This is a genomic window from Pseudomonas mosselii, from assembly GCF_019823065.1.
Taxonomy (GTDB): Bacteria; Pseudomonadota; Gammaproteobacteria; order Pseudomonadales; family Pseudomonadaceae; genus Aquipseudomonas; species Aquipseudomonas mosselii.
Genome location: NZ_CP081966.1, coordinates 3,036,078 through 3,061,454 on the forward strand (window position 1 = coordinate 3,036,078; position 25,377 = coordinate 3,061,454).

Annotated in this window: 20 protein-coding genes; 5 read left to right on the forward strand and 15 right to left on the reverse strand. The window is 63.0% G+C overall.

From position 1 onward, the window contains the following. Positions 1–2 precede the first annotated feature (2 nt). Complete coding sequence (locus tag K5H97_RS14095) at positions 3–905, reverse strand: LysR family transcriptional regulator (protein WP_023629248.1); 903 nt, start codon at positions 903–905, stop codon at positions 3–5. 127 nt (positions 906–1,032) lie between these two features. On the opposite strand from K5H97_RS14095, the gene salA reads away from it, so the two are divergent. Further along, entirely contained in the window at positions 1,033–2,322 is a 1,290-nt protein-coding gene (gene salA, locus K5H97_RS14100; RefSeq protein WP_024075419.1) for a salicylate 1-monooxygenase, read from the forward strand. Positions 2,323–2,395: 73 nt separating this feature from the next. Next, on the forward strand, positions 2,396–3,742 hold the full coding sequence (locus K5H97_RS14105) for an MFS transporter (protein WP_023629719.1): 1,347 nt from the start codon (positions 2,396–2,398) through the stop codon (positions 3,740–3,742). Between the two features lie 778 nt (positions 3,743–4,520). Here K5H97_RS14105 and K5H97_RS14110 read toward each other — a convergent pair. The 5 genes from K5H97_RS14110 to K5H97_RS14130 form a co-directional block, all read right to left on the reverse strand. Beyond that, the gene (locus K5H97_RS14110; protein ID WP_028688854.1) at positions 4,521–5,813 is read right to left on the reverse strand and encodes a tyrosine-type recombinase/integrase; all 1,293 of its coding nucleotides are present in this window, start codon (positions 5,811–5,813) and stop codon (positions 4,521–4,523) included. Positions 5,814–6,090: 277 nt separating this feature from the next. Continuing rightward, complete coding sequence (locus K5H97_RS14115) at positions 6,091–7,218, reverse strand: integrase (RefSeq protein WP_073663301.1); 1,128 nt, start codon at positions 7,216–7,218, stop codon at positions 6,091–6,093. Between the two features lie 440 nt (positions 7,219–7,658). Beyond that, positions 7,659–7,865 (reverse strand): membrane protein insertion efficiency factor YidD, encoded by a 207-nt coding sequence (gene yidD, locus K5H97_RS14120; RefSeq protein WP_081791515.1) that lies wholly within the window; start codon positions 7,863–7,865, stop codon positions 7,659–7,661. Further along, on the reverse strand, positions 7,862–8,104 hold the full coding sequence (locus K5H97_RS14125) for a hypothetical protein (RefSeq protein WP_028688855.1): 243 nt from the start codon (positions 8,102–8,104) through the stop codon (positions 7,862–7,864). The genes yidD and K5H97_RS14125 overlap by 4 nt, the downstream gene beginning before the upstream one ends. Before the next feature lie 257 nt (positions 8,105–8,361). Further along, positions 8,362–9,099: a PA3715 family protein gene (locus K5H97_RS14130; RefSeq protein ID WP_051555610.1), complete on the reverse strand. Its 738-nt coding sequence runs from the start codon at positions 9,097–9,099 to the stop codon at positions 8,362–8,364. 252 nt (positions 9,100–9,351) lie between these two features. Here K5H97_RS14130 and K5H97_RS14135 point away from each other — a divergent pair, with 252 nt between their 5' ends. Both K5H97_RS14135 and K5H97_RS14140 read left to right on the forward strand, forming a co-directional pair. Continuing rightward, positions 9,352–10,872, forward strand: a complete 1,521-nt coding sequence (locus K5H97_RS14135) for a GGDEF domain-containing protein (protein ID WP_051555611.1) — start codon at positions 9,352–9,354, stop codon at positions 10,870–10,872. A gap of 65 nt (positions 10,873–10,937) precedes the next feature. Beyond that, a complete protein-coding gene (locus tag K5H97_RS14140) occupies positions 10,938–12,545 on the forward strand; it encodes a methyl-accepting chemotaxis protein (RefSeq protein ID WP_028688857.1) in 1,608 nt (535 codons plus the stop codon). Positions 12,546–12,584: 39 nt separating this feature from the next. On the opposite strand, the gene K5H97_RS14145 is transcribed toward K5H97_RS14140, so the two are convergent. Continuing rightward, positions 12,585–13,916, reverse strand: coding sequence for a serine hydrolase domain-containing protein (locus K5H97_RS14145; protein ID WP_028688858.1), 1,332 nt, complete (start codon positions 13,914–13,916; stop codon positions 12,585–12,587). A gap of 121 nt (positions 13,917–14,037) precedes the next feature. Here K5H97_RS14145 and K5H97_RS14150 point away from each other — a divergent pair, with 121 nt between their 5' ends. Then, complete coding sequence (locus tag K5H97_RS14150) at positions 14,038–14,934, forward strand: LysR substrate-binding domain-containing protein (RefSeq protein WP_028688859.1); 897 nt, start codon at positions 14,038–14,040, stop codon at positions 14,932–14,934. Positions 14,935–15,014: 80 nt separating this feature from the next. Here K5H97_RS14150 and K5H97_RS14155 read toward each other — a convergent pair whose 3' ends face one another. The 8 genes from K5H97_RS14155 to K5H97_RS14190 all read right to left on the reverse strand — a co-directional run bounded on the left by K5H97_RS14155 (position 15,015) and on the right by K5H97_RS14190 (position 25,377). Next, positions 15,015–17,252 carry a TonB-dependent receptor gene (locus tag K5H97_RS14155; RefSeq protein ID WP_232853903.1) on the reverse strand — a complete coding sequence of 746 codons (2,238 nt, stop codon included), beginning with the start codon at positions 17,250–17,252 and terminating at the stop codon, positions 15,015–15,017. A 318-nt stretch (positions 17,253–17,570) separates the two neighbouring features. Then, a complete protein-coding gene (locus tag K5H97_RS14160) occupies positions 17,571–18,533 on the reverse strand; it encodes a siderophore ABC transporter substrate-binding protein (RefSeq protein ID WP_028688861.1) in 963 nt (320 codons plus the stop codon). Next, positions 18,530–19,312, reverse strand: coding sequence for an iron ABC transporter ATP-binding protein (locus tag K5H97_RS14165; RefSeq protein WP_028688862.1), 783 nt, complete (start codon positions 19,310–19,312; stop codon positions 18,530–18,532). Before K5H97_RS14165 ends, K5H97_RS14160 begins: the two co-directional genes overlap by 4 nt. Next, positions 19,309–20,244 (reverse strand): iron chelate uptake ABC transporter family permease subunit, encoded by a 936-nt coding sequence (locus K5H97_RS14170; RefSeq protein WP_028688863.1) that lies wholly within the window; start codon positions 20,242–20,244, stop codon positions 19,309–19,311. Before K5H97_RS14170 ends, K5H97_RS14165 begins: the two co-directional genes overlap by 4 nt. Beyond that, on the reverse strand, positions 20,244–21,188 hold the full coding sequence (locus K5H97_RS14175) for an ABC transporter permease (protein ID WP_028688864.1): 945 nt from the start codon (positions 21,186–21,188) through the stop codon (positions 20,244–20,246). Before K5H97_RS14175 ends, K5H97_RS14170 begins: the two co-directional genes overlap by 1 nt. After that, the gene (locus K5H97_RS14180; RefSeq protein WP_028688865.1) at positions 21,185–22,954 is read right to left on the reverse strand and encodes an ABC transporter ATP-binding protein; all 1,770 of its coding nucleotides are present in this window, start codon (positions 22,952–22,954) and stop codon (positions 21,185–21,187) included. Before K5H97_RS14180 ends, K5H97_RS14175 begins: the two co-directional genes overlap by 4 nt. A 2-nt stretch (positions 22,955–22,956) precedes the next feature. Further along, positions 22,957–24,741 (reverse strand): ABC transporter ATP-binding protein, encoded by a 1,785-nt coding sequence (locus K5H97_RS14185; protein ID WP_028688866.1) that lies wholly within the window; start codon positions 24,739–24,741, stop codon positions 22,957–22,959. Between the two features lie 120 nt (positions 24,742–24,861). Further along, the gene (locus K5H97_RS14190) at positions 24,862–25,377 is read right to left on the reverse strand and encodes a sigma-70 family RNA polymerase sigma factor (RefSeq protein ID WP_028688867.1); all 516 of its coding nucleotides are present in this window, start codon (positions 25,375–25,377) and stop codon (positions 24,862–24,864) included.

A 25,377-nucleotide genomic window follows, 5' to 3' on the forward strand; every position in this document is an offset into this window, starting at 1 on the left:
CGTCAGTCCGCAAATAGCTCGAACATCAGTTGCCTGAGCCAGCGGTTGGCGGAGTCTCGGTGATACTTGGCGTGCCAGAACAGGTTGATATCGATTTCCGGTAGCTGCACGGGGTGGGGCAGGGCCACCAAACCGAAGGGCTGGACGCAGCACTCGGCAAAGCGCTCGGGTACCGTGGCCAGCAGATCGGTGCGCTGGAGAATATGGCCCACAGCGACGAAGTGCGGCACTTCGAGACGGATGTCCCGCTCTATCCCCAGACGCGCCATGTGTGCGTCCACTTCGCCGTGGCCGGTGGTGGCGGCGATGACCCGCACATGACCGTGAGCGCAGAAGCGCTCCAGCGTGAGCGGCTCGCTGGTGACGGGGTGGTCCTTGCGACACATGCATACGTAACGATGATGGAACAGACGGCGAGTGAAGAAGCCTGCCTGCAGGTGTGGCAGCAGGCCTACGGCGAGGTCGACGGTGCCGCTCTGCAGCGCCTCGATCAGGGATACGGAGGTGTTGCGCACGGTACTGATGCGGCAGCCTGGTGCCAGGCGGGAGAGGGCATCCATCAGGCGCGGGGTGAAGTAGATTTCACCGATATCGGTCATCGCGATGGTGAAGGTGCGTTCGCTGGTTAGCGGGTCGAAACTGTCTTGGCGACTCAGCGCCTCGCGCAGGGTATGGATGGCCAGCGACACTGGCTCAGCAAGTTGCTGGGCGTAGGGGGTAGGCTCCATACCCTGATAGGTACGCACGAACAGGTCGTCCTGCAGGGCTGTACGCAGGCGCCTGAGGGCGTTGCTCACGGTGGGCTGGGTCAGACCCAGGCTTTCCGCGGCGGTGGAGACGCGGCGGTCGATCAGCAACTGGTTGAACACCACTAGCAGGTTCAGATCCAGGTCGCGCAGGTCCATGGTCTGCCTCATAGGTTGGTAGGAATATTCAGGTTTGAAATAGTTTGTATGCAGGCTGCGGTATTTATCAATATTTCTCGTGCGCCCATGATGACTTCACTCCAACAACAACATCATGGGTACAAACATGATCACCAAGCCTGCCCTGCGTATCGGCATCATCGGCGGCGGTATTTCCGGCGTCGCCCTGGCACTGGATCTGTGCCGCCATTCCCATCTCGACGTCCAGCTCTTCGAATCCGCACCGGCCTTCGGTGAGGTGGGAGCGGGCGTTTCCTTCGGTGCTAACGCGGTGCGAGCCATTGCCGGTCTCGGCATTGCAGAGCCTTACGCCCAGGTTGCCGATCGCACCCCCGAGCCCTGGCAGGACGTGTGGTTCGAATGGCGCCGCAGCGTCGACGCCGGTTACATTGGCGCGAGCGTGGCTCCTGGCGTGGGGCAGTCTTCGGTGCACCGGGCGGATTTCCTCGACGTGCTCGCCAGCCGACTGCCGGAGGGCATTGCCCGATTCAATAAGCGCGCCGTGGGCGTGGAGCAGCACGGCGATGAGGCCTGTGTGCGCTTTACCGACGGTAGTGAATATCGCGGTGACTTGCTGATCGCCGCCGATGGCATCAAATCGGCTATTCGTGGCCATGTCCTCGAGGGTATCGGGGCCCCGCCCGCCGTGCCGCGCTTCAGTGGTACCTGCGCCTACCGTGGCATGATCGATAGCCTGCACCTGCGCGAGGCCTACCGTGCCGCTGGCGTTGACGAGCACTTGGTGGACGTGCCGCAGATGTACCTGGGCCTGGATGGCCACATCCTTACCTTTCCGGTTAAGCGGGGGCGCATCATCAACGTGGTGGCCTTCGTATCTGACCGCAGTCAGCCCGCGCCCACCTGGCCCGAGAATTCGCCCTGGGTTCGTCAGGCCAGCCAGCGTGAGATGCTCGACGCCTTCGTCGGCTGGGGCGATGCTGCGCGAATCCTGCTGGAGTGCATTCCCTCGCCAACCTACTGGGCTCTGCACGACCTCGCCGAGCTACCTGGTTATGTCCACGGCCGTGTGGCGCTGATCGGCGATGCCGCCCACGCGATGCTGCCGCACCAGGGCGCCGGGGCAGGGCAGGGGCTCGAGGACGCCTACTTCCTCGCCCGCCTGCTGGGAGATGTTCAGGTGAGTCGCGGCAACCTCGATGAGTTGCTGGCTGCCTACGACGCCTTGCGCCGCCCGCGTGCCTGCCGCGTGCAGCGTACCTCCTGGGAAGCCGGTGAACTTTACGAACTGCGTGACCCGGCAGTGGGTGATGACAAACAGGCGCTGGGAGCTACCTTGGCTAGCCGCTTCGACTGGTTGTGGAACCACGACCTCGACGCTGACGTGCGAGATGCCCGCGCTCGACTAGGTTGGACAGCCCTGAGCCACTGCGCCTAGTTGCGCGTCGTTCTACCGGAATCGGCCTCGATGCCGGTTCCGGCTCTATAACAATGACAAGAAGAGCTATGCCATGCGTGATATCGACGTTTCCGCCCTGCTTGACGGGGCCCGCTTCAATACCTTTCACGGGCGCGTGCTGTTCTGGTGCGCGCTGATCATTATCTTCGATGGCTATGATCTGGTTATCTACGGCGTGGTGCTGCCGTCGCTGATGCAAGCCTGGAACCTCTCTGCGCTGCAGGCCGGTCTGCTAGGCAGCTGCGCATTGGTGGGCATGATGCTCGGTGCACTGTTCTTCGGCCCACTGTCGGACCGGATCGGGCGCCGCAAGACCATCATGACCTGTGTGGTCCTGTTCAGCGGTTTTACCGTGATCAACGGATTCGCGCGCACTCCCGAGGAGTTTGCCATTTGCCGCTTTTTCGCCGGGCTTGGTATCGGTGGGGTGATGCCCAATGTGGTGGCGCTGATGAACGAGTACGCGCCGAAGAAAATCCGCAGCACCCTGGTGGCGATCATGTTCAGCGGTTACTCGGTGGGGGGCATGCTCTCTGCGGGTCTGGGCATGGCGTTGATGCCCAGCTGGGGCTGGCAATCGGTGTTCTTCGTGGCGGTTGTACCGCTGCTGGTGCTGCCGTTGCTGGTGCGCCAGCTGCCGGAGTCGTTGAACTTCCTGCTGCGCCAGGGGGAGGTCGAACGCGCCAAAGAGCTGCTGGCCAGGGCAGAGCCCGACTACGTGCCCAAAATGCACGACCGGCTCAATCTGGCAAAGGGGCAGGCGGGCAAGGTGGCCATCTCCCAGTTGTTCCAGGATGGTCGCGCACTGAAAACGCTGATGCTCTGGGTGGCCTTCTTCTGCTGCCTGCTGATGGTCTACGCCCTGAGTTCCTGGCTGCCGAAGCTTATGAACGCTGCCGGCTACGGCCTCAACTCCAGCCTGGCGTTCCTGCTGGTGCTGAACTTCGGCGCCATCTTCGGGGCAATCGGCGGCGGCTGGCTGGGAGATCGCATAGGCCTGGGTCGGGTACTCCTGGCGTTCTTCGCCACCGGTGCGCTGTCGCTGAGTCTATTGGCGCTGAAGTCACCGCTGCCGGTGCTCTACCTGCTGATCGGCGTGGCCGGGGCCTGCACTATCGGTACGCAGATCCTCGCCAATGCCTGCGCCGTGCAATTTTACCCCGCGCATATCCGCTCCACTGGTCTGGGCTGGGCGATGGGAATTGGCCGTATTGGCGCCATCATCGGCCCGTTGCTGGGCGGAGCTTTGCACGCCGCGCAACTGCCGTTGCAGGCGAGCTTTCTGGCGTTCGCGCTGCCGGGGCTGGTGGGCGCCGCCGCCATTATGGGTTTTCTCTGGCACCGGCCGGGTCAGGTCTGCACGCTGATGGAGAAACCTCTGGAATCGACTGCCGGCTGATCCACTGCTATCAGGAACTGAGCACCGCACCCATGTCGGGTGTGGTGCTCTGGTTGACCGCTCGCAACCGGCATATGGAACCACCATGGTCTCGGCTGCTATAGATGCCGATCCGCTGTGCGTAGTCGGATCCTAGGCTAGGCGTTGGATCATGAGAAAGCCTTGAGACTCGAAGCGGCTGCCAACTCGATGGTTAGCAGGTGCTGAGGCGCCGGTCATCACATCCATACTTTTCAATGAACGTGACGGTTGCGCTGCACGTAGCCGTACTGACAGATCTTGAGCAGATTAGCCGGATCATAATCAGGACGCCCCGTACGATGAGACCGGGCCTTGTCGAACCCCAACGCCTGAAGATCGCAGCCTGCGAAATGGGTGGGTGAAGTCCTGCACGGGATTATCAAAGCACAGAGAGTCATCGCTGCCGGCCACCAGTTCTTCACTGCCGCGAACATCGAGAGGCTGGTACATCTCGGAGCCAAGTACAGCACGAAGGCTGCAATGATCGACGATCTTCGAGACGGTCGCTGAAGACCAGTAAGACCAAGACCTCAGCGATTTCGGACGCATCTCCCGTGATGACTTTTTCAATGACGACGGAAGCGCGACCTCCTGATTTCTTGCTGGCGCAGAAACGCGCCAGCAAGCAGATGGCATGTCCGCGAGTCGAGGTCGAGCATGCGCTGGTTGCATAACTCACCCATCACCTGAGCCAAGGAAAATTTTCTCGTTCTCAAGCTATGCGCGATGGCTAAACAAGTGTGTGTTTAATGGGCGTCTAACGTCTGATTGGAAGGCTTTTCACCGAGTGTGCCCGTTGTTCGTCCAGCGAGTTGTAGTACGTATTTTGGGTAGTGCTGAGACTATTGTGACGAAGGTCAGCCTGGAGGTCCTTCATCTCTCGATATGGTGCATCAAAGGTTGCGGAGGTGTGGCGTAACCAATGCAGTGAAGCTGAACGCAACTGGTCTATTTCGTCATCGCTCCAGCCTTCCTCAGCCATACGCCCCATAGCGCGATCAAATAGCCCTTGGAGCAGCAGGCGAATATGTCGATCAGATAGCCCACCACGCCCCTTCAGGGAACTGATCAACGGTGTTTTCTCGTGGGCAGATGGCTGGGGGGAGAGCTGTAAATGCTGGCGATAGCGTATCAGGTAGTTCTGGATGTATTCGTCGCGGATGCTGATCTTGGCGGCCTTGTTGCCTTTGCCCACCACATGAAACCACCAGTTGCCCATGCTATCGCGGCGGATGTCGCCCATGGTAGGCGTCCAGTTGTCACGCCCGACCAGATCGGAGACTCGCAGGTACATGGAGAACAGAGTCGCAACGATGAACAGAGTGCGTTCGTGTGTCGGGTCGGTCGCGGCCATCTGCTCGGCAGTCTCGATCACGTAGCTCCACTGCAGCGGAGTCAGGGAACGTGACGCCACATCCAAGGTGTTGCGTTGCTTGTAGATGGATTTCTGTTTTACCGCCCGGAAGGGGTTCACCTCGGTGAGACCCTCATCAATCGCGTGTTGGAAGAAGCTGCCGCAGACTGCGAATACCTGAGCCACCGATCCCTGGGACAAGCGGTAGGGACGGGAGGGAAGGGCGGCAACGGCCTCTTCGGCAATCTTGCGTTCGCGCTTGGCCACAGTGTGACTGAAAGGTCGCCATTGCAAATTGACGATGTAGGTGTCCGTGTCGAGCTTCTTGCGACCACCCACGCGCAGGAAGCGGGACTTTACGACCGGACCTATCCAGTCGGCGGGCGGGTTGAGGCAGAACTCCATGAAGGCCTCGGCGTCCCGGCGACGCAGTTCAACAAGGGGCTTGACAGCCACCAGTAGGGACCAGAGCAGCAGCCGCTCGACGTGGGTTCGATAGGAGTTGAACGTGGCTTCGTTGCCGGCGTAGGACTTCAGAAATCCCCGAACGGCGCGATAGCCCTCGACGGCCTGGAGCTCATCGGCACAACCATGGAGGAAGTCCCGAACCGCTGGAAGCTCGCCATTGAGGTGAAGAAAGTTGAGTTCGTGGAAGCGATCAAAGGTCTCGAAAAGCGGCTGGGGATGCTGCGACATGAAGTGGTTCAACCTGGGCGAATGCGTCTATATCGGTCTTTCAGCGTAGTATAGAGCAATATCCGGGTCTGGTGATTATCGGATATTGCTTAGATTTCTCCGATCAATCCTCGCTGTCCTTCTTAAAATCTGTAACCCCATGATCCTTACAAATAATACGTTTAATAACATGCAGTTACGATTGGAGTCGGATTTTTAAATGGGAGAAATGAGTCTGCCGGGCGTCCCGCCAGAGAAGCTTATAGGCCAGGAATTTAAGCTAGCGGGGAACGCTCTATCAACCATAATACCTTCCATAGGTATAAGCCAAGCTGAAAATGCCTAGATATTTCTGCAACTCGGCAGGGCGGAAGCTTTGCGCACGAATCTTTGCGCCGCTTTCTTTCAAAAAACGCATACTGCCACCAAGCAGGATATTCCAGTGCTCACCGCCTTTGTCTGTAGAAGTAATGCTTGCATGAGCTTTCATAAGCGCTTCTTTAACAATGCTTCGTATTTGTCGCACGGAAAGACCGGGGCGCCCGTGACTAGCCTCCAAGATAGGGATTTCTTCGTTCTGCTCTGGGAACGGGGGTAGTCCTCGGCTTTTTCGATAGCGTCTCAAGTAGGGCAGGAACTCTGGAGTGACTTCAACTTTCCTTAGCAGCCGACCTGGCGCCTCTAGTATCAACCACCATCTGGCATCGTCTAGAACAAAGCAATTCATGCATGGGCAGTAGTTATCAGCATTTGCAAGGTCTGCAGCATGCAAACACATAAGAGTCGTTGCTGCTATTATAAAAAGAGCACGCTCACCAGCAGGATCACCCAGCGCATGAAATTCTAGCGCTTGCAGAACCTGACCTAATTGCTCGGAAGTTAAATATCGTTCCACAGGGTAAGTAGCGCGCATTCCTCTTCCATAGAAAGTTCGTGATGATATAGCTGGATTTATCGCTATCACATCTTCCTCGCAGAGAAAACCATAAAATGAACTACAAACGCTACGAATGAAACGCAAGGTTTCCACTTTAGGGCTGCGCGCCCCTACATCTTTAGATGCTCGAATATTGAAAGGCCGCCATGATTCATTGAAAACCGAATTACCATCGACTTGAGCGAATCTAGCGGTTGTAGAAAATCCAACCCAATTTGAAGGTGGCATCTTGCAAAAAGTAATAAAATTCGTAAACGTCTCTTTATCTAGTGTCAGTACAGTTTTTTCGGCGACAATCCAGCTCCATAGGAGCAAACGTTCAACGAATGTTCGGTAATTATTAAAGGTTCCAAGCGGGTGACTATGATATGCAAGAAAGCGGATAGCGCATTTTAAGTCCGTTTCTACATCAAGATTAGCGGAGAGACTACTGAGGAAGGCTTCGATGCAGGGGTAGCGAGCGTAGTACAGCCCGAGATCGAGAGACATACTTTCGGGACCAGCAAGGACAGGCCGAGGGTCTATGACTTTTGACATTGACGATCCCATTGGTCTAAAAGGAAGTCACGAGTACTCTTGAAAAATAGCACAGTATTTAGTCTTCTTTTTAGGCTTTTTAAACAGGCAAAAGCCTCATCAGGATTCTCCTTTTTTAACCGTTAACGAGGGGGGGCAAGGGAAACCTTGACAGCGGAGAATGCTGCATCTCACTGATATCTTGGTATTTTTTTTAATCAGTCATTTTCTACTTTTTCATCAGGCGTCACAGGTGACCGAATCAGAAGGTCACCTCCCGCAATACGCAATTTAACATAATATACATTATGCGCATCTTCGTATGGAGCTATCAGGCCAAGGGTGGTCAGATTGGAAGCCAGGCCAAAACGCTTGCTTCGACCTGGTACGTCAGTGGCCAGCCTGACTAGCTATCACGGATAGTCTTCACCGCCATTGGGGAACTGGCATCGATGGATACGGTTCAGTGCCATCTTCCAACCACGTACTGCACCGTGCTTCTCGATAGCCAGCAACGCGTAATTCGAGCAGCTAGGCTCGAACCTACAAGCGTTTCTGAGACGACTCGGTGCCACCCGTTGATAAAAACGAATGACACCAACGGATAGCCCGGCGATCACCGTGGCTTACGGAAAGAAATGACGTAGTAATTAGCCATCGAATCTTTTTTGCCCGTCAACGCATCGAAGCAGCCAGCTTTCACAGATACACCGATCGAGTCGATCCGATAGAACTCCCAGCCCTGAGCGGCATATTCGTTGACGACCTTTTCCAGGTAGACCGCAGCTTCATTGCCACGATGCTTGCTTGCTTGCACTTCAATGTTCGGTGGAACCTGGACCATCTTGTAAACGTACATCGCATCTTCCTTGCATCAGGGGCTTGATTGACACTTTGTCAGCCAGGGTGGCCAGCAAAATGATCTCAATAGTAGCGATGAGACAGCTGTAGCTCAAACCCCCGTAATCACTGGAATCTAGCAAGCGTAGGCATCCACGATGCGCTAGTGTGCGAGCCTGAGTAACGCGTGGGAGTCTATGCGTAGATGCGTATTGAGCATCAGCCCAGAGGGAGGCCAGATTTCAGCCTCCATCAAAGCCCCATTTCCAATCCAGCTCACTGGAACGTCAATTCTTTCGGCACCTCATACCGACTGCCGTCATAATCCAGATCGAACATCTTCGTCGTCGAACTGCTCTCGATTTCCTCACAGTCATCAACGCCTTTCACAACGCTCCGACTCCCGGTCGATATCTCAGTCACCCGCAACCTGCTGAAACCATCCTTGCCAGGTTTGCCAATCGCTAATGTGCGCTTTGTCTCGCCGAACTCTCCGGCGCAGGAACCATCCCATTCACCGTTGCCCTTGCTTACAACCAGGCCTTCCATGACCCGGCGCAACTGCGAACCGTCGTTCACGTAGAGGCTCAGTGTCTCGCTGCTGAACGGATTGACCCGCGACGAGCCTGTGTGCTGAATACGCACTCCAAATGCCCGCAGCCCAGGCGCAACCTGATACCGCGCCGTGTCCAACGCCAGGCCTGAAAACTGCACCGCGTCGGAGACGATCGCAGCCTCCTGGTAACTGCGAGCAATGATCTTGCCGCTGGCGGCTTCTGCCACCAGCACATCCAGGCCGTAATCGCCTTGCCCGTACTCATCGACGTTCATCATCATAGGCAAGGCTGCCAGTACTTGGCTGGCGTCTGCAGGATTGACCTTGCAGGCCGCAAATTCACTGGCAAGCTTCAAGGTTGGGTGCAGGTTCTGGGCCCAGGTTTGCAAATGCTGCGTACAGTCGCCCCAGGCGATCATGGGGGCAAACAACAGCGGTAACACGGTGAATCCACGCATGGAGATGCCTCATTCCTTTGATGGTTTTGCCAGGGTATGTGAGCTGGGCGCAAACTTCACATGGTTGATGGGTACACGTGCCCTGCCCGATCTTTGATAACCCTGAATTATAACTCAACTAAATGAATATTTAGTTGAGTTATATGACAAGGACTCCCTCAGTATTCCACTAAAGTTAACGCAGCGGCGGCAGACAACCCGTGCGCATCAACCCTGCCTGCCCGGCATTTGCGCGCCTCGGACCTCGAATACATGAATGCTTTGCTGTTCTCGCCCGTTTTTCTGGGTACCAATATCCTGGTTGCCAGCGCGATCATCTGCCTTGCTTTGTGGTATTACTCGCGCCCTCATCCAGGCCCCGGGCTGTGGACGCTCGGCATCTTGCTGCTGATGCCGGGCCAGTACCTTACCCTGGGCGGCACCTATTCGGCCTCGTTGCTGTACAACGTACTGAGCTACACCCTCCAGGTCTCCGGCGAGGCTGTGCTGGTGATCGGGATATTCCGTTTTCTTGGCCGTCCAGCGCCCTGGTGGCTGGTGCCGGCGACCTGCCTGACCGCCCTGCCCTGGCTGCTCTGGCAAAGCCAGGTCGGATTGCCTGACAGCGAGGTACTGATTGCCCTGTATGCCTTCGTCAGCGCCTTGATACGTGCGCTGGCCTGCTGGGCACTGTTGCGGCTACCGGGAGACCGGCGTCTGCGCAGCGCCCGGCGTTTCGCGGCCCTGAACTTCGGCCTGCTGGCCCTGTGCTCGCTGGTCGGTGGTTTTCTCAGTCTGCTCGACGACCAGCAGGACGGCGGCCCCCGCCAAGGGTTCGAGTCGATGTCCGAAATGTTCACCTACAACGTCGGCTATCCGCTGTGGATCCTTTGCCTGTTCGGCCTGACCCTGCTCACCCTGCGCCGCTTCCTGCTCGCCGCGCAAAGCTCTGCCGCACGTTTCGAGCGGTTGATGAACATCACCAGCGCCGCAGTGGTGATTGTCCGCAATGGCCGGATCGTCGACGGCAACCCGATGCTTAGGCAGCTTTTCGGCCATGATCGGGACTATTTCCTTGAACGCCCCCTCGCCCATCTGTTCAAGGCCGAGCAAGACCTTGAGCAACAGCTGGGCCGGTTCGATGGCGTGCCGCTCGACCGGGTGGCCGTGCGCAGTGATGGTGGCCAGTTCGATGCGGAACTGACGGTGGCGGCCCTCGATGATGGAACTCACGTCGCCGAGATCCGTGATGTCAGCGGTCGCAAATCGCTGGAAAAAGCACTGCGCCGAACGGCCTCGCGTGACGCCCTGACCGGCGTTATGAACCGCGGCGCCTTTACCGAACAGGCGCAGCTGGTGTTGAGCCAGGCGAAGCGCGATGGGCGCTCGCTGTGCCTGGCGATCCTCGACATCGATCACTTCAAGCGCATCAACGACAGCCATGGCCATCCGATCGGCGACCTGGCGCTGAAGGCGTTCAGTGCAGTGTGCGAACGCCAGGTCAGGCGCTCGGACCTGTTCGCACGGTTCGGCGGCGAAGAGTTCGTGCTGCTGCTTTCTGATACCGACGCGCAGCAGGCCTTTGCCTTGCTTGAGCGGCTGCGCACGGCATGGAGTGCCCATCGACTGGATATCCCGGGCGGCCAGCTGCAGTCCACCGTCAGCATCGGCATGGTCCGGGTTGATGGCGAGGCTACCTTTGAACACTGGATCAATCTGGCCGACCAGGCGCTTTATGCCGCCAAGCAAGCGGGGCGTGATCGTACTCAGGTCTACGCGGGGAGTGCTGCGTGAAATAGCCATCCCGCCTCGTCAAGCGGCTATGCTCACCAGACCCACCCCACGGAGCCTGTTCGAAAATGGACATTCGCCAGAAAACCATCGGGTTCGGTCTGGTCAGCATCCTCGCCGCGCTGTTGCTCGGCGGTAGCGGCCTGCTCGCCGAGCATGACCAGAACCAGGCACTCAAGCGCAGCGAGGCCAGCATGGCCGCCCTACGCAATCACATGGAAGGCGACATGATGCACGACGCGCTGCGCGCCGACGTGCTGGCCGCCCTGCTGGTCAAGCCGGGCGACACGGACACCGCCAACCAGGTGCTGGCCGACCTCGACGAGCACGCCAAATGGTTCCGCAGTGTCGTGCAGAGCAACCTCGAACTGCCTCTGGATAGCGATCTGCACCAGGCTATCAGCGAGCTGGGCCCCCTCCTCGACCACTATATCGCCAGTGCCACCTCAATCATCCAGCTGGCCTTGCAGTCACCCGAGCAGGCCCAGGCACAATTGCCGGCCTTCGTCGCGGCGTTCAAGGAGCTGGAGCAGCGCAACAGCACCCTCAGTGATCTGATCGCCGGCAACGCCGACAAGAGCCGCGAGCAGAGCACCGCCACCCTGCACCAGGGCGTCGCCGTGCTGGTCGGCGGGATGGTCCTGGCCGCCGTGGTGCTGGCGCTGTGCACTTTCCTGCTGTTGCGCTCGATCCTGCGCCCCTTGAGCCAGACCATGGCGGTGGCCGAACGCATCGCCCAAGGCGACCTCACCACCCAGATCCAGGTCCATGACCGCGACGAGACCGGGCACCTGCTGCGCTCGTTGGCCGACATGCGCGACAGCCTGGGCAACATGATCAAGGCCATCCATGAAGAGAACTTGCTGCTGCGTGAAGTAGCCGATGAACTGGGCCAGGCTTCCAGCAGCCTCGTACAACGCACCAGCCAGCAGTCCGACAGCGCCGTGAGCATGGCCTCGGCCACCGAGCAGATGATCGCCAACCTGGCGCGGATCGCCGACCACGCCCGCGATGCGCAGGCTATCTCCGGGCAGTCCGAGCGCCTGGCCAGCGACGGCGGCGAGGTCATCCTCAACGTGGTCGGCGGCATGCAGGGGATCGACGAAGCGGTCAACCGCTCCTCTGAAACCATCACCGTGCTGGGGCAAAGCTCGGAAGAAATCCACTCGATCATCCAGGTGATCAACACCATCGCCGAGCAGACCAACCTGCTGGCTTTGAACGCGGCCATCGAAGCCGCCCGTGCCGGCGAGGCCGGGCGCGGCTTTGCCGTGGTCGCCGACGAAGTACGCGGCTTGGCCGGGCGCACGGCGCAGTCGACCCGAGAGATAACCGGCATGATCGAACGCATCCGACAAAGCACGGGCAACGCCGTCGACAGCATGCAGACTGGCGTCACCCGGGTCCGCGCCGGCGTGGAGCTGGCCACCCAGGCGGGGGCGTCGATCCAACAGATTCGTGAAGGCGCCCGCCGCGCCGCGTCGGTTGTCGAGGAAATCTCGCAGACCATCGGCGAGCAGACCCGGGCCAGCCAGGATGTCGCGCAACAGGTCGAGCTGATCGCCCGCATGTCCAGGGACAGCACCGACACCACGCGGCAGCTGGCGTCGGCGGCGCAGCGCCTGGGCGAAATCGCCCAGGGCATGCAGGCGAGCGTGTCGCGGTTTCGCGTGTGACTGGGCAGGCGCTTGCCGGCGCCCTGCCCTCGCCCGGTGCTACTGGCTCAGCGCCTTGGCCACTGCGTTGACGAACACCGCCTGCTCGTCATACAGCGAGCCGGGGCTCTCGGCGTTCTTCCAGGTCGACCACTGCACCACCACCAGATGCTCCGCCGGGTTGATGGCGATGCTCTGGCCGAAGATGCCCAGCGCCCAAAAGGTCTTGTCGCTGTTGGCGGTGCGCTTGGGCTCGGCATCGCTGTCCGGGGCCGGGGCGTTGTACCACCACTGGTAGCCGTACTGGCCGTTGGGCGCTGCGGCCGTCACCGATCCCTTGGCTTGGGTCCAGTGGGTCGAACGTGCTACCCAGTCGTCCGGGAGCAGCTTTTCGCCATCCGGCAGCTGGCCGCCGCTCTGCACAAACTGGCCGAAGCGCCCCCAGTCGCGCAGCGTGGCATTGAAACCGTGGCCGCCCATGTCCACCTTGCCCGGCACCAGGGCGTGCCAGACGCCAGCCTGTTGCATGCCGTAGCGGCTCCACACCCGAGTTTGCAGATACTCGGCGATGGTCATGCCGGTGGCATTCTCCAACACCCGACCGACCAGCCAGGCGCCACCGGTGTTGTACGACCAGACCTCACCCGGCTTGACCCCGGGCTTGCGCTTGACCGACCTCACCAGTTCGAGCACGCAGTGATAGGGATCAGCAGTGGCCTCGCACTGGGTCATGTGCGAAAAGTCCGAATCCTTGGAGGCGTAGTTCTCGTCCCAGATTACGCCCGAGGTGTGTTGCAACAGCTGGTGCAAGGTCACGTCCTGCCATTCGGAACCTTCCAGCTCCGGGACATAGCGGCTGATCCTGTCATCCAGCGACTGGATCTTGCCCTCCTTGACGGCGATGCCGACCAGCACGCTGACCACTGACTTGGCCACCGAGCGGGACGTCCACAAGGTCTGTGGCGTGTTGCCCTTGCCGTAGTATTCGTAGGCGATCTTGCCGTCCTTGAGCACCAGCAGGCCGGTCACGCTCTGGTTGGCCAGGTACTGCGCCAGGTTGTGCGTCTTGCCGCCCAACTGATACTGCACGTCGGTCAGCGCGTGGCTGGCCTGCGGCAAGGGAAATGGCGTGGCGCCGTTCGGGGCGAAGACATCGCCACCGTAGAGGCGGTAAGTGTTGCGAAAGCCCACGACCCGGGTGGCCTGGTCCCAGGTGAGCATATCCCTGGCAGCCGGCAGCACCTTGTCGAACGGCTGCGGACAGGGTTCAAGCCCTGGCACGCCGCAGGCCCCCTTGTTGTCGGCCGCCTGCGCCACACCCGCCAGGGCGGCGAGCGTCAGGGCCAGGATGGAAAGACCGTTGAACGACTTCTTTATTGTTGTTGGCCGCATCGGAGGGCTCCTCGTAAAGCGCGGAAATACGCTGCCCCGAGTGTCGGCAACTTGAACGGGCGGGAAAAGCACAATAAATTTGCCTTCACTATTAAAAAAACTAACAGCCAGGAGCGTGTCCATGGCCGAAGACCGCCTGCCCCCGCTCAACGCCGTGCGTGCTTTCGAGGCCGCCGCCCGCCTGGGTAGCTATGTCGCCGCCTCCCAGGCGTTGCACGTGACCCAGCCGGCGATCGGTCGGCATGTAAAGAACCTCGAGGCCTGGCTGGGCGTGCGCCTGCTTGAGCGCTCCCCCCGCGGCGTGAGCCTCACCCTGCCCGGCGCCCATTACTACAAGGCCGCAGCCGAAGCACTGCAGATCCTCGCTGATGCCGGTGCGCGCCTGGCACAACGGGGAGACGAGCGCTGGCTACGGATCCTCTGCGTGCCGGCGTTCGCCTCGCGCTGGCTGACACCGCGCATCGACGCCCTGCGCAGCCTGCGCCCGGACCTGAGGATCGCCATCGAGCCTAATGCCACCTTTACCAGCGTGGATGCGCGCCAGGCGGACCTGGGCATCGCCTTCGGTCTGCCGGGTGAGCTGAGCGGGGTACGCGAGGTGTTGATCCGCCCGAAGGTGTTCGCCGTCTGCGCGCCGAGCTACCTCGCGCAGTTGCCTGCGAGACTAAGCGCTGCGAACTTGCCCGGATGCAGGCTGATCCATGTCGATGACGGCACCTGGTGGAACAGCTGGTTCGCCGCCAATGGCCTGAGGGTACGGGTCAAGGCCGACACTTCGCACATCAGCAACGATATCGTGCTGAACCTGGCCCAACGCGGTCACGGCGTTGCCCTGGCCACCGAGGTACTGGTGGGGCGTGAGCTGCGCGAAGGCAGCCTGGTGCGCTGCGTGGAACAAGCCGTGGCGCTGGAAAGCTACCAGTTGCTGACGCCAGCGCAGCCGCCGAGTGCCGATGCGTTGTGGTTCATGGGTTGGTTGGGTGACAGCCTGCGTGAGGCATATCCGGACGCGGTGTGAATCTGGCACCGGCTGGCCGGTGATCAGGGGGCAAGTCGCATTGGTGCACCATCCCTCCCACGCAGCCAGCGCTGGTCTGGCTAGAAGTCCACCGAGGTAGAGAACAACACCGACCGCGGCGTGCCCAGCCCACCGGACAGGCCACTGCCATCGCCGCCATTCCACGAACCGATCCAGTAGGCCTTGTTGGCCACGTTCTGCACGGTGGCGCGGAAGGTCACCGGCTTGTCCGAGATCTTCAGGCTGTAGCGGGCGCCCAGGTCGAAGATCGTGTAGGACGGCAGCGACAGGTTGTTGGCATCGGTGGCGTAGCGCCGGCCGGCATAGTTGGCGTTGCCGGTCAGGGTCAAGCCCGGAAGCTCACGCAGGTCGTACTCGACGCCGAGCTTGGCCAGCACCTTGGGCACGCCCGTGGCCTGGTTGCCTTCGTTCTCCTTGCGTATCGATTTCGTCAGCTCGGCCTTGGTGTAGGACGCTCCGCCCAGCAGGCGCAGCCCCGGCTCGAGCTCGCCGAAGAACGACCATTCCAGGCCACGGTTGCGCTGCTCGCCGTACACGCCGTAGACCTGCGTGACCGGGTCGGTATAGGCGCTTGGTTTCTTCACCTGATAGACACTGACCGTGTGCGCGAAGGTGCCCAGGTCGAGCTTGGCGCCCAGTTCGTACTGCTTGGTCTGGTACGGCGCCATGATCGCACCCGCGTTTCGCGCGTTGTCCGGCGCGATACCGCCCTGGCTCAGGCCTTCGATGTAGTTGCCGTACAGCGACAGCTCGTCGGTGACCTTGACCAGCAGGGCCGTGGCCGGCGATACCCGGCTTTCATCGTAGGGCTTGGAGGTGCGCTGGTGGTTGCCGTTGTAGTTCGACGCGCGCACGTTCTGGTGGCGTGCACCGACGGTCCACTGCACCTTGTCATCGAGGAACGACAGGGTGTCGAGCAAGGCTTCGCTGCTCAGCCGGGCACGCATGCGCGAGGTGACGTTGCCGTACTCGCCGATCTCCGGGCGCGGGCCGTAGTCCAGGTTGTAGTAGTTGGTGCGGATGGTCGACGACAGGCGCTTGTCCTTGAAGCTGTTCTCGGAGTCGTAGCGGGTGGCCGCCAGCGACCAGGCGTGATCCACGGGCCCGGTGGCGAAACGCCCGCGCAGGCCGACTTCGCCGGATTTCTGCTCGCCATCGCGGGCCGAGCGGATCGGCGTGGCGGAGATGTCGCCGGCATCGTTGAGCAGCATGCCGCTGGTCATCAGCGCGTTGTAGCCCCCTTCCCTGTGGCCCCAGCCGGCGAATGCGGTGAGCGAGTCGTTGAGGTCGTACTCGCCGCGCAGCACCACGGTGTCGGTGTCGTTGACGGTATAGCCCCACTCCGGGGCCAGCGAATGATCGCCCTTCTTGGCCTTGGGCAGGTGGGTCACCCCGGGGCTGATCGAGGAGATGCCGAAATAGTTGACCCCGTCCATGCGCTCGCGCTGGTGGTAGTAGTCCAGCGACGCCCTCGCCCGCTCGCCGCGCCAGTCCAGGGCCAGCGACGACAGCTGCATGCGGTGCTGCTGGTCGTCCACGGGGGTGTCGCCGTCGCGGTAGACGCCGTTGAAGCGCACGCCGAACTGCTTCTGGTCGCCGAAGCGGCGGCCGATATCGGCATGTATGCCGGCCAGGCCATCGGACTCGTACGAGGCGGTCAGCCGGGCCAGGGGCTCGTCGCCGGCACGCTTGGGCACGATGTTGATGCTGCCACCGACGCTGCCGTCAGGCGGCATGCCGTTGAGCAGCGCCGATGGGCCCTTGAGCACTTCGATGCGCTCGGCGAGCTCGGTGGAGCCGCGCATGTTCGGCGCCATGCTCGGCAGGCCGTTGAAGGTGATGTCGTTGCCGGTGCTGTAGAGGCCTCGGATGAAGAAGGTCTCGAAGATGCCGCGCTTGCTCGGCACGTACACCGACGGATCGGTGGCGCCGATCACCGAGCCGATGTCCTGGGCCTGGCGGTTCTCGATGTATTCCTTGGTGTAGCTGATGGCGTTGAACGGCGTTTCGCTGAAGTCCTTGTTGCCCATCAGCCCGAGCCGGCTGCCCGAACCGACCTGGCCACCGGCATATTCCGGTGGTGGGGCGCCCAGCGAATCACGGGTGTCCTGTACCAACGTTTCCGGCAGGGTCAGGCCCTCCTCCTTCACATCGGGGGTCTGTTGCTGCGCCGAGGTGGTGGAACGTGGCGGTTGCGCGAAGGCGTTGCCGGCGATGGCGGCCATGCCCAGCAGTACGGCCATGAACAAGGCCCTGCGGGGCAGGTTCGGGGCCTGGGGATGTTGCAGTGGAAGCATGAGGGATTCCTTTCGGGACGAAATGGTAATGTTTCTCATTAGTCATTCCGTACGAGTCGGTGAATCCCTCAACAGAAATTACAGTCATTTGGCCACTATCGGTCCAGCAACCCATTTCGTGTAGGAGATCGCCCAGCCCTTTGGGGCTGCGCTGTCTTGCAGGGAACTGCTATCTCTGTGGGAGCGGCCTTGCGTCGCGAGAGGGCTGCGCAGCAGCCCCAGCAATTTTGATGGTGGCTCGGAATCTGGGGCCGCTGCGCGCCCCTTTCGCGACGCAAGGCCGCTCCCACAGGAATTACGTATGGCCTGAATGCAGGATTAGCCCTGATACCCCTTCACCACCTCGTCCGCCACCCGCTCCAGGCAGGTCACGCTGGCGGTGCACAGGTACCAGGTCTGTGGATCGACGAACACCACATGGCCGTTCTTCCACGCCTTGGTCTGGCGCAGCAGCGGGTTGTCCAGGGTCTCGCGGTCCAGCGCGGCCCGGCGCTCCATCACTGCGGTGCGGTCGATCACGTAGAGGATGTCAGGGTCGGCCTGGTGAATGAACTCGTTGGAGATCGGCTGCCCGTGCAGGCCTGCCTGCATGTCGTCACTGGCCGGCTTGACCCCGAGGGTGTCGAAGATGAAGCCGTAGCGCGAGCGCACGCCATAGGCGGTGAACGCGCCGTTGTTGTGCAGCACCACCAGCGCCTTCTCCGGGCGCCCGTCGGTCACTTGGCGCACCTGGGCCACCTTGGCGTCGATGCGCGCGGCGGTTTCCCGGGCCCGGTCTTCCTTGCCGAGGATCCGTCCGACGGTCAGCAGGTGCTGCTTGGCGGTGTCGATGACGTTGCCCTGGCGGTTGTCCATGTCGATGTCGTAGTGCACCGTCGGGGCGATCTGGCTCAGTTCCGGGTAGCTCTGCGCCTGCAGCGGCGAGATCAGGATCAGGTCGGGCTTGAGCGCATGCAGGCGCTCGAGGTTGGGCTGGATGGTGGTGCCGACATCGGCCACCTTGGGGTCGTCGCGGTACTTGGCCAGGAAGCCCGCCACATAGTCCTTGGCGATGCCTACCACCGGCGCGCCGAGCTGATCGAGGGTGTCCAGCTCGCTCATGTCGAAGGCCACCACGCGCTGCGGCTGGTGTTCGACCAGCGTGGTGCCCAGGGCGTGCTCGACCTTCACCGGGGCGTAGTCGGCGCTGGCGGCGCGCGCCTGGGCCGGCGGGGCCTGGTCGCAGCCGGGCAGCGCGGCCGCCACGGCGGCGGCCAGCAGTATCTTGCAGATTCCGTTCATACCAGCTCTCTCGATAGTGATGGGTTGAAGTAGTTGCAGACGAAACCGTGCGCGCTGGGCAGGATCTCGAAGGCCAGGCCGAACAGCGCGCGCAGGTTGGCCTGGGTGACCACCTCGGCGACCGGCCCGTGGCTGTGCACGGCGCCGCCTTTCATGGCGACGATGTGGTCGGAATAGTTGGCGGCGAAGTTGATGTCGTGCACCACCAGGATCACCGTGCGCCCCTGCTCGTCGCAGAGCCTGCGGATCGCCTGCATGATCTGCACCGCGTGCTTCATGTCGAGGTTGTTCAGCGGCTCGTCGAGCAGCAGCAGCTCGGTGCGCTGGGCGATGGTCATGGCCAGGAAGGCCATTTGCCGCTGGCCGCCGCTGAGTTCGTCGAGGTAAGCCCCGCGCAGAGGCTGCAGCCCCAGGAAATCCAGTGACTCGTCGATCACCTGCTGGTCGTCGGCCGTCAGCAGGCCACGGCTGTAGGGGAAGCGGCCGAAGGCGACCAGTTCCTCGACGGTCAGGCGCAGGTTGAAGTCCAGCACCTGGCGCAGGGTGGCCACGCGGCGGGCGTAGTCGGCGATGGCTATGCGGTCGATGTCCTGGCCGTCGAGCAGGATCCGCCCGCGATTGGCCGGCAACAGCCGGGCGATGCACATCAGCAGGGTGCTCTTGCCGGCGCCGTTGGGGCCGATCAACGAGGTGACCTGGCCGGCGGGAAACGCCAGGCTCACGTCATCGAGCACGGTCTTCTCGCCGTAGGCCTTGTGCAGGTGTTCGAGGGTGATCATGGGGTGCCTCGGGTTCGGACCATCAACGCGAGGAAGTACGCGCCGCACACCAGGTTGACGAGGATGCTGACGCTGGTCCGGTAGTTGAACAGGTGCTCGACCAGCAGTTGGGCGAGCAGGAACATGCCGATGGCCACGGCGCAGGCCAGTGGCAGGGTGACCTGGTGCCGGGCGCTGCGCGCCAGGGCGTAGGCGATGTTGGCGACGAACACACCCATGAACGCGGTCGGCCCCACCAGGCTGGTGGACACCGCCACCAGCACGGCGATCAGCGCCATCTGCAGGCGCAGGCAGCGGCCATGGTCCAGGCCCAGGGCGATGGCCTGGTCGCGCCCCAGCGCCAGCACGTCGAGGACCCGCGTGCCGCGCGCCACCAGCAGTGCCACCGCCGCCACCAGCAGGCCCGAGTACAGCACCTGGGTCGGCTGGGCGCGGTTGAAGCTGGTGTAGCCCAGGCTCTGCAGGATGGAGAACTCCCCCGGGCTGGTCTTGAGCTGGATGAACTGGGTGAAGGTGCCCAGCACCATGGTCAGCACCAGGCCCAGCAGCAACAGGCGGTAGACATCGCCGTGCCCCTCGCGCAGCAGCCAGCGCTGCAGCAGCCACGAGTAGCCGAGCATCAGCGCGATCGACAGCAGCGCGTTGCCCTGGGCGCCCAGCAGCGCCGCGCTGGCGGTGCCCAGCCACAGCACCAGCAGGGCCTGGAACAGCAGGTAGATGCCTTCGTAGCCCATGATCGCCGGGGTCAGCACGCGGTTGCCGGCCAGGGTCTGGAAGATCACCGAGGACAAGGCGATGCACACCCCTGCCACGATTATCGCGCCCAGGCGCACCAGGCGCTTGGGGATCACGTAGCTGAAGTCCAGGCCCGAACCCAGCAACAGGAACGCCAGCGCCAGGGCCGGCAGCAACAACCAGGCGGCGCGGCGCATCATTTGCACTTCCACAGGATCAGCAACAGGAACAGCACGCCGCCGACACTGCCGGCGGTCAGGCCAATGGGTACCTCGTAGGGATGGATCAGCAGCCGGCCGAGGATGTCGCAGGCCAGCAGCAGCGCCGCGCCGCACATGGCAACGATGGGCAGGGTGCGCTTGAGGTGCTCGCCGTAGCGCAGCGCCACCAGGTTCGGCACCACCAGGCCGACGAAGGGGATCGCGCCCACGGTGATGACCGTGGCCGATACGGTCACCGCCACCAGCACCAGGCCGAGGATGGCGGTGGCCGCGTAGTTGAGCCCGAGGCTGGTGGCCATGCCCTCGCCCATGCCGAGCACGGTGAAACGCTGAGCGTACAGGTAGGTGAGCACGACGATCGGCAGGATCAGGTAGATGATCTCGTAGTTGCCCTCGATCACCCGCGAGAAGTCGCCCAGCAGCCAGCCCTGCATGCTCTGCAGGATGTTGTGGCGGTAGGCGTAGAATTCGGCGATGGCGCTGAGCAGGCTGCCGTACATCAGGCCGATCACCGGCACCAGCACCAGGTTGGTGAAGCGGATGCGGCGGATGATCGCCACATACACCAGGCTTGCCAGCAGGCAGAACACCAGGGCGAACAGCATGCGTCCGCTGGCCCCGGCTCCGGGCAGCACGGTCAGGGCCACCAGGATGCCCAGTTTGGCCGCGTCGAGTCCGCCGCAGGTGGCCGGCTCGACGAAGCGGTTGCGCACGATCTGCTGCAGGATCACCCCGCAGACTGACAGGCCGACACCGGTCAGCACCAGGGCCGCCAGGCGTGGCAGGCGGCTGGCGGTGAGGGTCAGCCAGGCATCGTCACTGGCCGACCACAAGGCCGACCAGGACATCTGGCTGGCCCCGACCATCAGTGAAACGCCACACAGCAGCAACAACAGCGTTGGCAGCAGCACCCGACTCAAGCGGTCACTCCATCGCCTGCCGCCTCGCCGATACGCCAGCCCTTGGCGGCCCGGCGCTGCTCGAGGAAGTGCGCGTACAACCCACCTTCGGCAGCCAACTGGGCATGGGCGCCCTGCTCGCGGATGCGCCCTTGGTCGAGCACCACGATCTGGTCGGCCATGGCCACCGTCGACAACTGGTGGGCAATGACGATCAGCGTGCGCTTGCCGCGCAGCCGTGCCAGCGCCTCGGCGATGGCCGCCTGGTTCTCGGCGTCCAGCGCCGCGGTGGCCTCGTCGATCAGCAGGATCGGCGCGTCCTTGATCAACGCACGGGCGATCGAGATACGCTGGCGTTCACCGCCGGACAGCCGTGCACCGCCCTCGCCCACCGGCGTGTGCAAACCTTCGGGCAGGCGTTCGAGGATCTCCTGCACCCCGGCCAGCCGCGCCGCCTCGAGCACCTCGGCCTCGCTGGCGTCAGGTTTGCCGAGGCGGATGTTGTCGGCGATGCTGCCCTGGAACAGGTAGGCGTCCTGGAAGATCTGGCTGATCTGCCCGGCAAGTTGCTCGGCGGACATCTGCCGCACATCCACCCCGCCAACCTTGACCCGGCCCTGGGTGACATCGAAGAAGCGGGCGATAAGGCGTACCAGGGTGGTCTTGCCCGACCCCGACGCGCCGACCAGCGCGGTCATGCTGCCGGGCGCGATATCCAGGCTGACCTCGCGCAGCACTTCGGGTTGATCATCGCCGTAGCGGAAACCGACCTGCTCCAGCTGCACCGAACCATCGGCCGGCGCCTGCGGCGCGGTGGGTTCGGGCAGCGGCTCGACGGCCAGCAGCTCGGCCACCGCCTGCAACTGGCCACGGGTGCCGCGCAGCACCTCGCTGTAGCCGGCCACATCCAGCAACGGGTCGATGAAGCGGGTCGCCAGTACCAGCGCGACCAGGGTGGCGATCACCGCCGCGCTGTCGAAGGCGGCACCGGCCTGCTCGCCGAGCCACAGCGTGGCGGTCACCAGCAAGGCGGCGAAGCTGGCCTGCACCGCCCAGACATTGAGCACCGACGACAGCGCCGAAAGCTGGATCAGCTTGCGCGCGGCCTGCTGTTGCTGGGCCACGGCCTGCTCCAGGAAACGCGTGCCGCCCTGCTCGCCATTGAAGGCGCGCAGCACCGACTGCGCCTGGGCGAACTCGACCATGCGCTGGCTGGTCTGTGCGGTGTCACGCTGGTAGCGCTGGTCGGCGCGCTGGCCCAGGCGCATGGTCGCCAGCATCACCAGCGCCAGCAGCGGCAGGCTGACCAGGGCCACCAGGCCCAGGCGCAGGTCGACCAGCAACAGCGCGACGAGGATCACCAGCGGCGTCACCACCCCGGTGAACAGCGGTGTGAACACATGGGCCGGCAGTTGCGCGATCTCCATCATGCCTTGGGTGGTGACGTGGCTCAGGCGCGCGGTGTTGGCGGCGCTGAACCAGCCCACCGGCAGCGTGCCGACATGCTCGCCCAGGCGCTGGCGGCCACCGCGCAGCACCGCGATGCCGACGGCGATGCCGGCCTTCTCCACCCGCCGGCGCAGGTACCAGCACACCACCACGCCCAGGGCCAGTAGCGCCAGCCATTGGCCGGCGGCCTCCAACTGGTTGCCCAGCAGGTGTCGCAGGATCGGCACCAGGGTGACGATGGTCAGTCCGCAGAGCACGCCATACACCAGCGCCAGGCGCAGGTAGCGGCGCAGGAACACGGCGTCGGCGCCGAGCAGTCGAACGAATATCCCCAGCATGATCAGTGCTCCTCCACCTGCGCGGTCGCCCGCGCCTTCGCATAACCCCCGGCAGCCCACAAGCGGGCGTACAGGCCGCGCCGAGCCAGCAGTTCGTCGTGATTGCCGCGCTCGGCGACCGTGCCCTGGTCCAGCACCAGGATCTGGTCGGCGTGCATCACCGTGTCTAGACGGTGGGCGATCACCAGCAGCGTGCGGCCCTGGGCGAAGCGCGACAGTGCCTGTTGCAGCTTGACTTCGTTCTCGGCGTCGGCTGCCGCGGTGGCTTCGTCAAGCACCAGCACCGGCGGGTCGAGCAGCACCGCGCGGGCGATGCTCAGCCGCTGCAGCTCGCCGCCGGAGAACTGCACGTCCTCGCCGATTACCGCGTCGTAGCCACGCGGTTGGGCAAGGATGCGCTCGTGGATATTGGCGATCCGTGCCGCGGCCTCGATCTGCTCCTGGCTCGCCGAAGGCCGGCCCAGGGCAATGTTCTCGCGCACGCTGGCATGGATCAGGCGCACATCCTGCAGAACGAAGCCGATACGCCGGTACAGCTGGGCGCTGTCGATCTGGCGCAGGTCGACGCCGCCCAGGGTGATGCGCCCGGCGCTGGGGTCGAAGAAGCGCAGCAGCAGGCGCGCCAGGGTCGACTTGCCGGCGCCCGAGGCGCCGACCACCGCGGTCACCGTGCCAGGCTCGAGGGTGAACGACACCTCGCTCAGCACCGGATTGCGCGGGTCGTAGTGATAGCCCAGACCCTGCACTTCGATCCGTGCATCGGCCGGCAGCTTGCCGGCGCCCTGGCCGTCGGTCTCCAGCAGCGGCGTGCGCAGCAGCGTCTGCACGCGCTGGGCGGCGCCGGTGGCGTTGTTCAGGTCGTGGGTGATATAGGCCAGCAACAGCAGCGGCGCGCAGATGCCCGGCGCCACCAGGGCGAACGGCAGCACCTGCACCGGGGTGATCCAGCCCAGGCCGACGAACAGCGTGCCGAACGCCAGCACCACGCCAAGCACCGACACTGGGGCGATCATTGCGTTGGCGTTGGCCATGGCGCTGACCAGCGGCCGGGTGAAGTCGGTGAAGGCCGCGGCGAAGGCGTCCACCGCCTCGCGGTAGCTGCCATGGGCCTTGCGCTGGCCACCGAAGGCCTTGACCACCGGGATGCCGTTGACGAACTCGACCACCGCCTGGTTGATCCGCCCCATGCCTGCACCGAAGGCCTGCATGTTGCGGGCGCTGGCCTGGTGGGCGCGGGCGAAGAACAGGAAGAACAGCGGGAACGGCAGCATCGACACGATCGCCATACGCCAGTCCATGGCGAACAGGTAGACGATCGAGGCCAGCACCGCCCCGGCGCTGCGCCCCAGGGTGGTATAGAAGTGCGCGGTGAGGCTGTGCAGGATGCCGATATCGTCCTGCATGGCCTGCTTGACCTCGCCCGAGGCGCGGCTGCTGAACCAGCCCAGGGGCACCCGTGCCAGGCGGCGGATGATCGCCAGGCGCAGCGTGCCGGTGATGTGGTTGTCGGCCAGGTGCGCGACCAGATCGCCCAGCGAGATCAGCGCCATGCCGGCGAACAGGCAACCCAGCCCCATGGCGATGACCGGCCAGGCCTGGTCGAGGCCCTGCCCGCCGGCCAGGGCCAGGCGGGCGACTTCGGCGATGGCCGCCAGCGGCGCCAGGGTCAGCATGGCGCCCAGGGCAGCGAGCAGCCCGGCGACGATCAATCGGCCGCGTATCGGTGCAAGCACCGCGGCGACCGGTCCACGGGCGGACGGGTCCGCCCCCCCTTGTTCAACACTCATGAATGCTCCTTTTCAGCACGAGGCGCGGGCCGGGCCATCCCAGGGGCGCCCTGCCCGCATGTCCTTCTCAACCTGTTTTCCGCACGAGGCGGGCAAACCCTCAAGAAAATCTGCGCGCCCTCAGGCGCCGCCCAGCCGATAGCGCCTGCAGGTGCGCAGGCCGGCGGCGATGTACTTTTCCACCGAGGACACCGAGACCCGCAGCTCGTCAGCGATGGCGCGGTGGGCCATGCCGTCGAGGCGGCACAGCAACAGGGCCTGGCGCGCCTTGGGCGAGTGCCGCTGCAGGGCCCTGTCGATCGCCCCCAGGGCCTCGATCACCAACGCCCGCGTCTCCTCAGAGGGCACCCACGGCTCGGGCTGCTGGCCATGGTCTTCGAGGTAGCGTGTTTCGCGCTGGCGACGGCGGTACAGGTCGATGACCTTGCCGTTGGCGATCTGCGTGAGGTGGCAGCGCGACTGCTCGGCGCTGGGCACCTGGCCCTTGTTCATCAGGTGCAGGTAGATGTCGTGGGCCAGGTCCGCCGCATCCACCGAGTTGCCGAGCTTGCGCCGCAGCAGGTCGCACAACCAGCCGTGATGATCCTGATACAGCTGGTGCAGCTGCTGACGAAGCGCGAACGTTCCGTTGTCCAC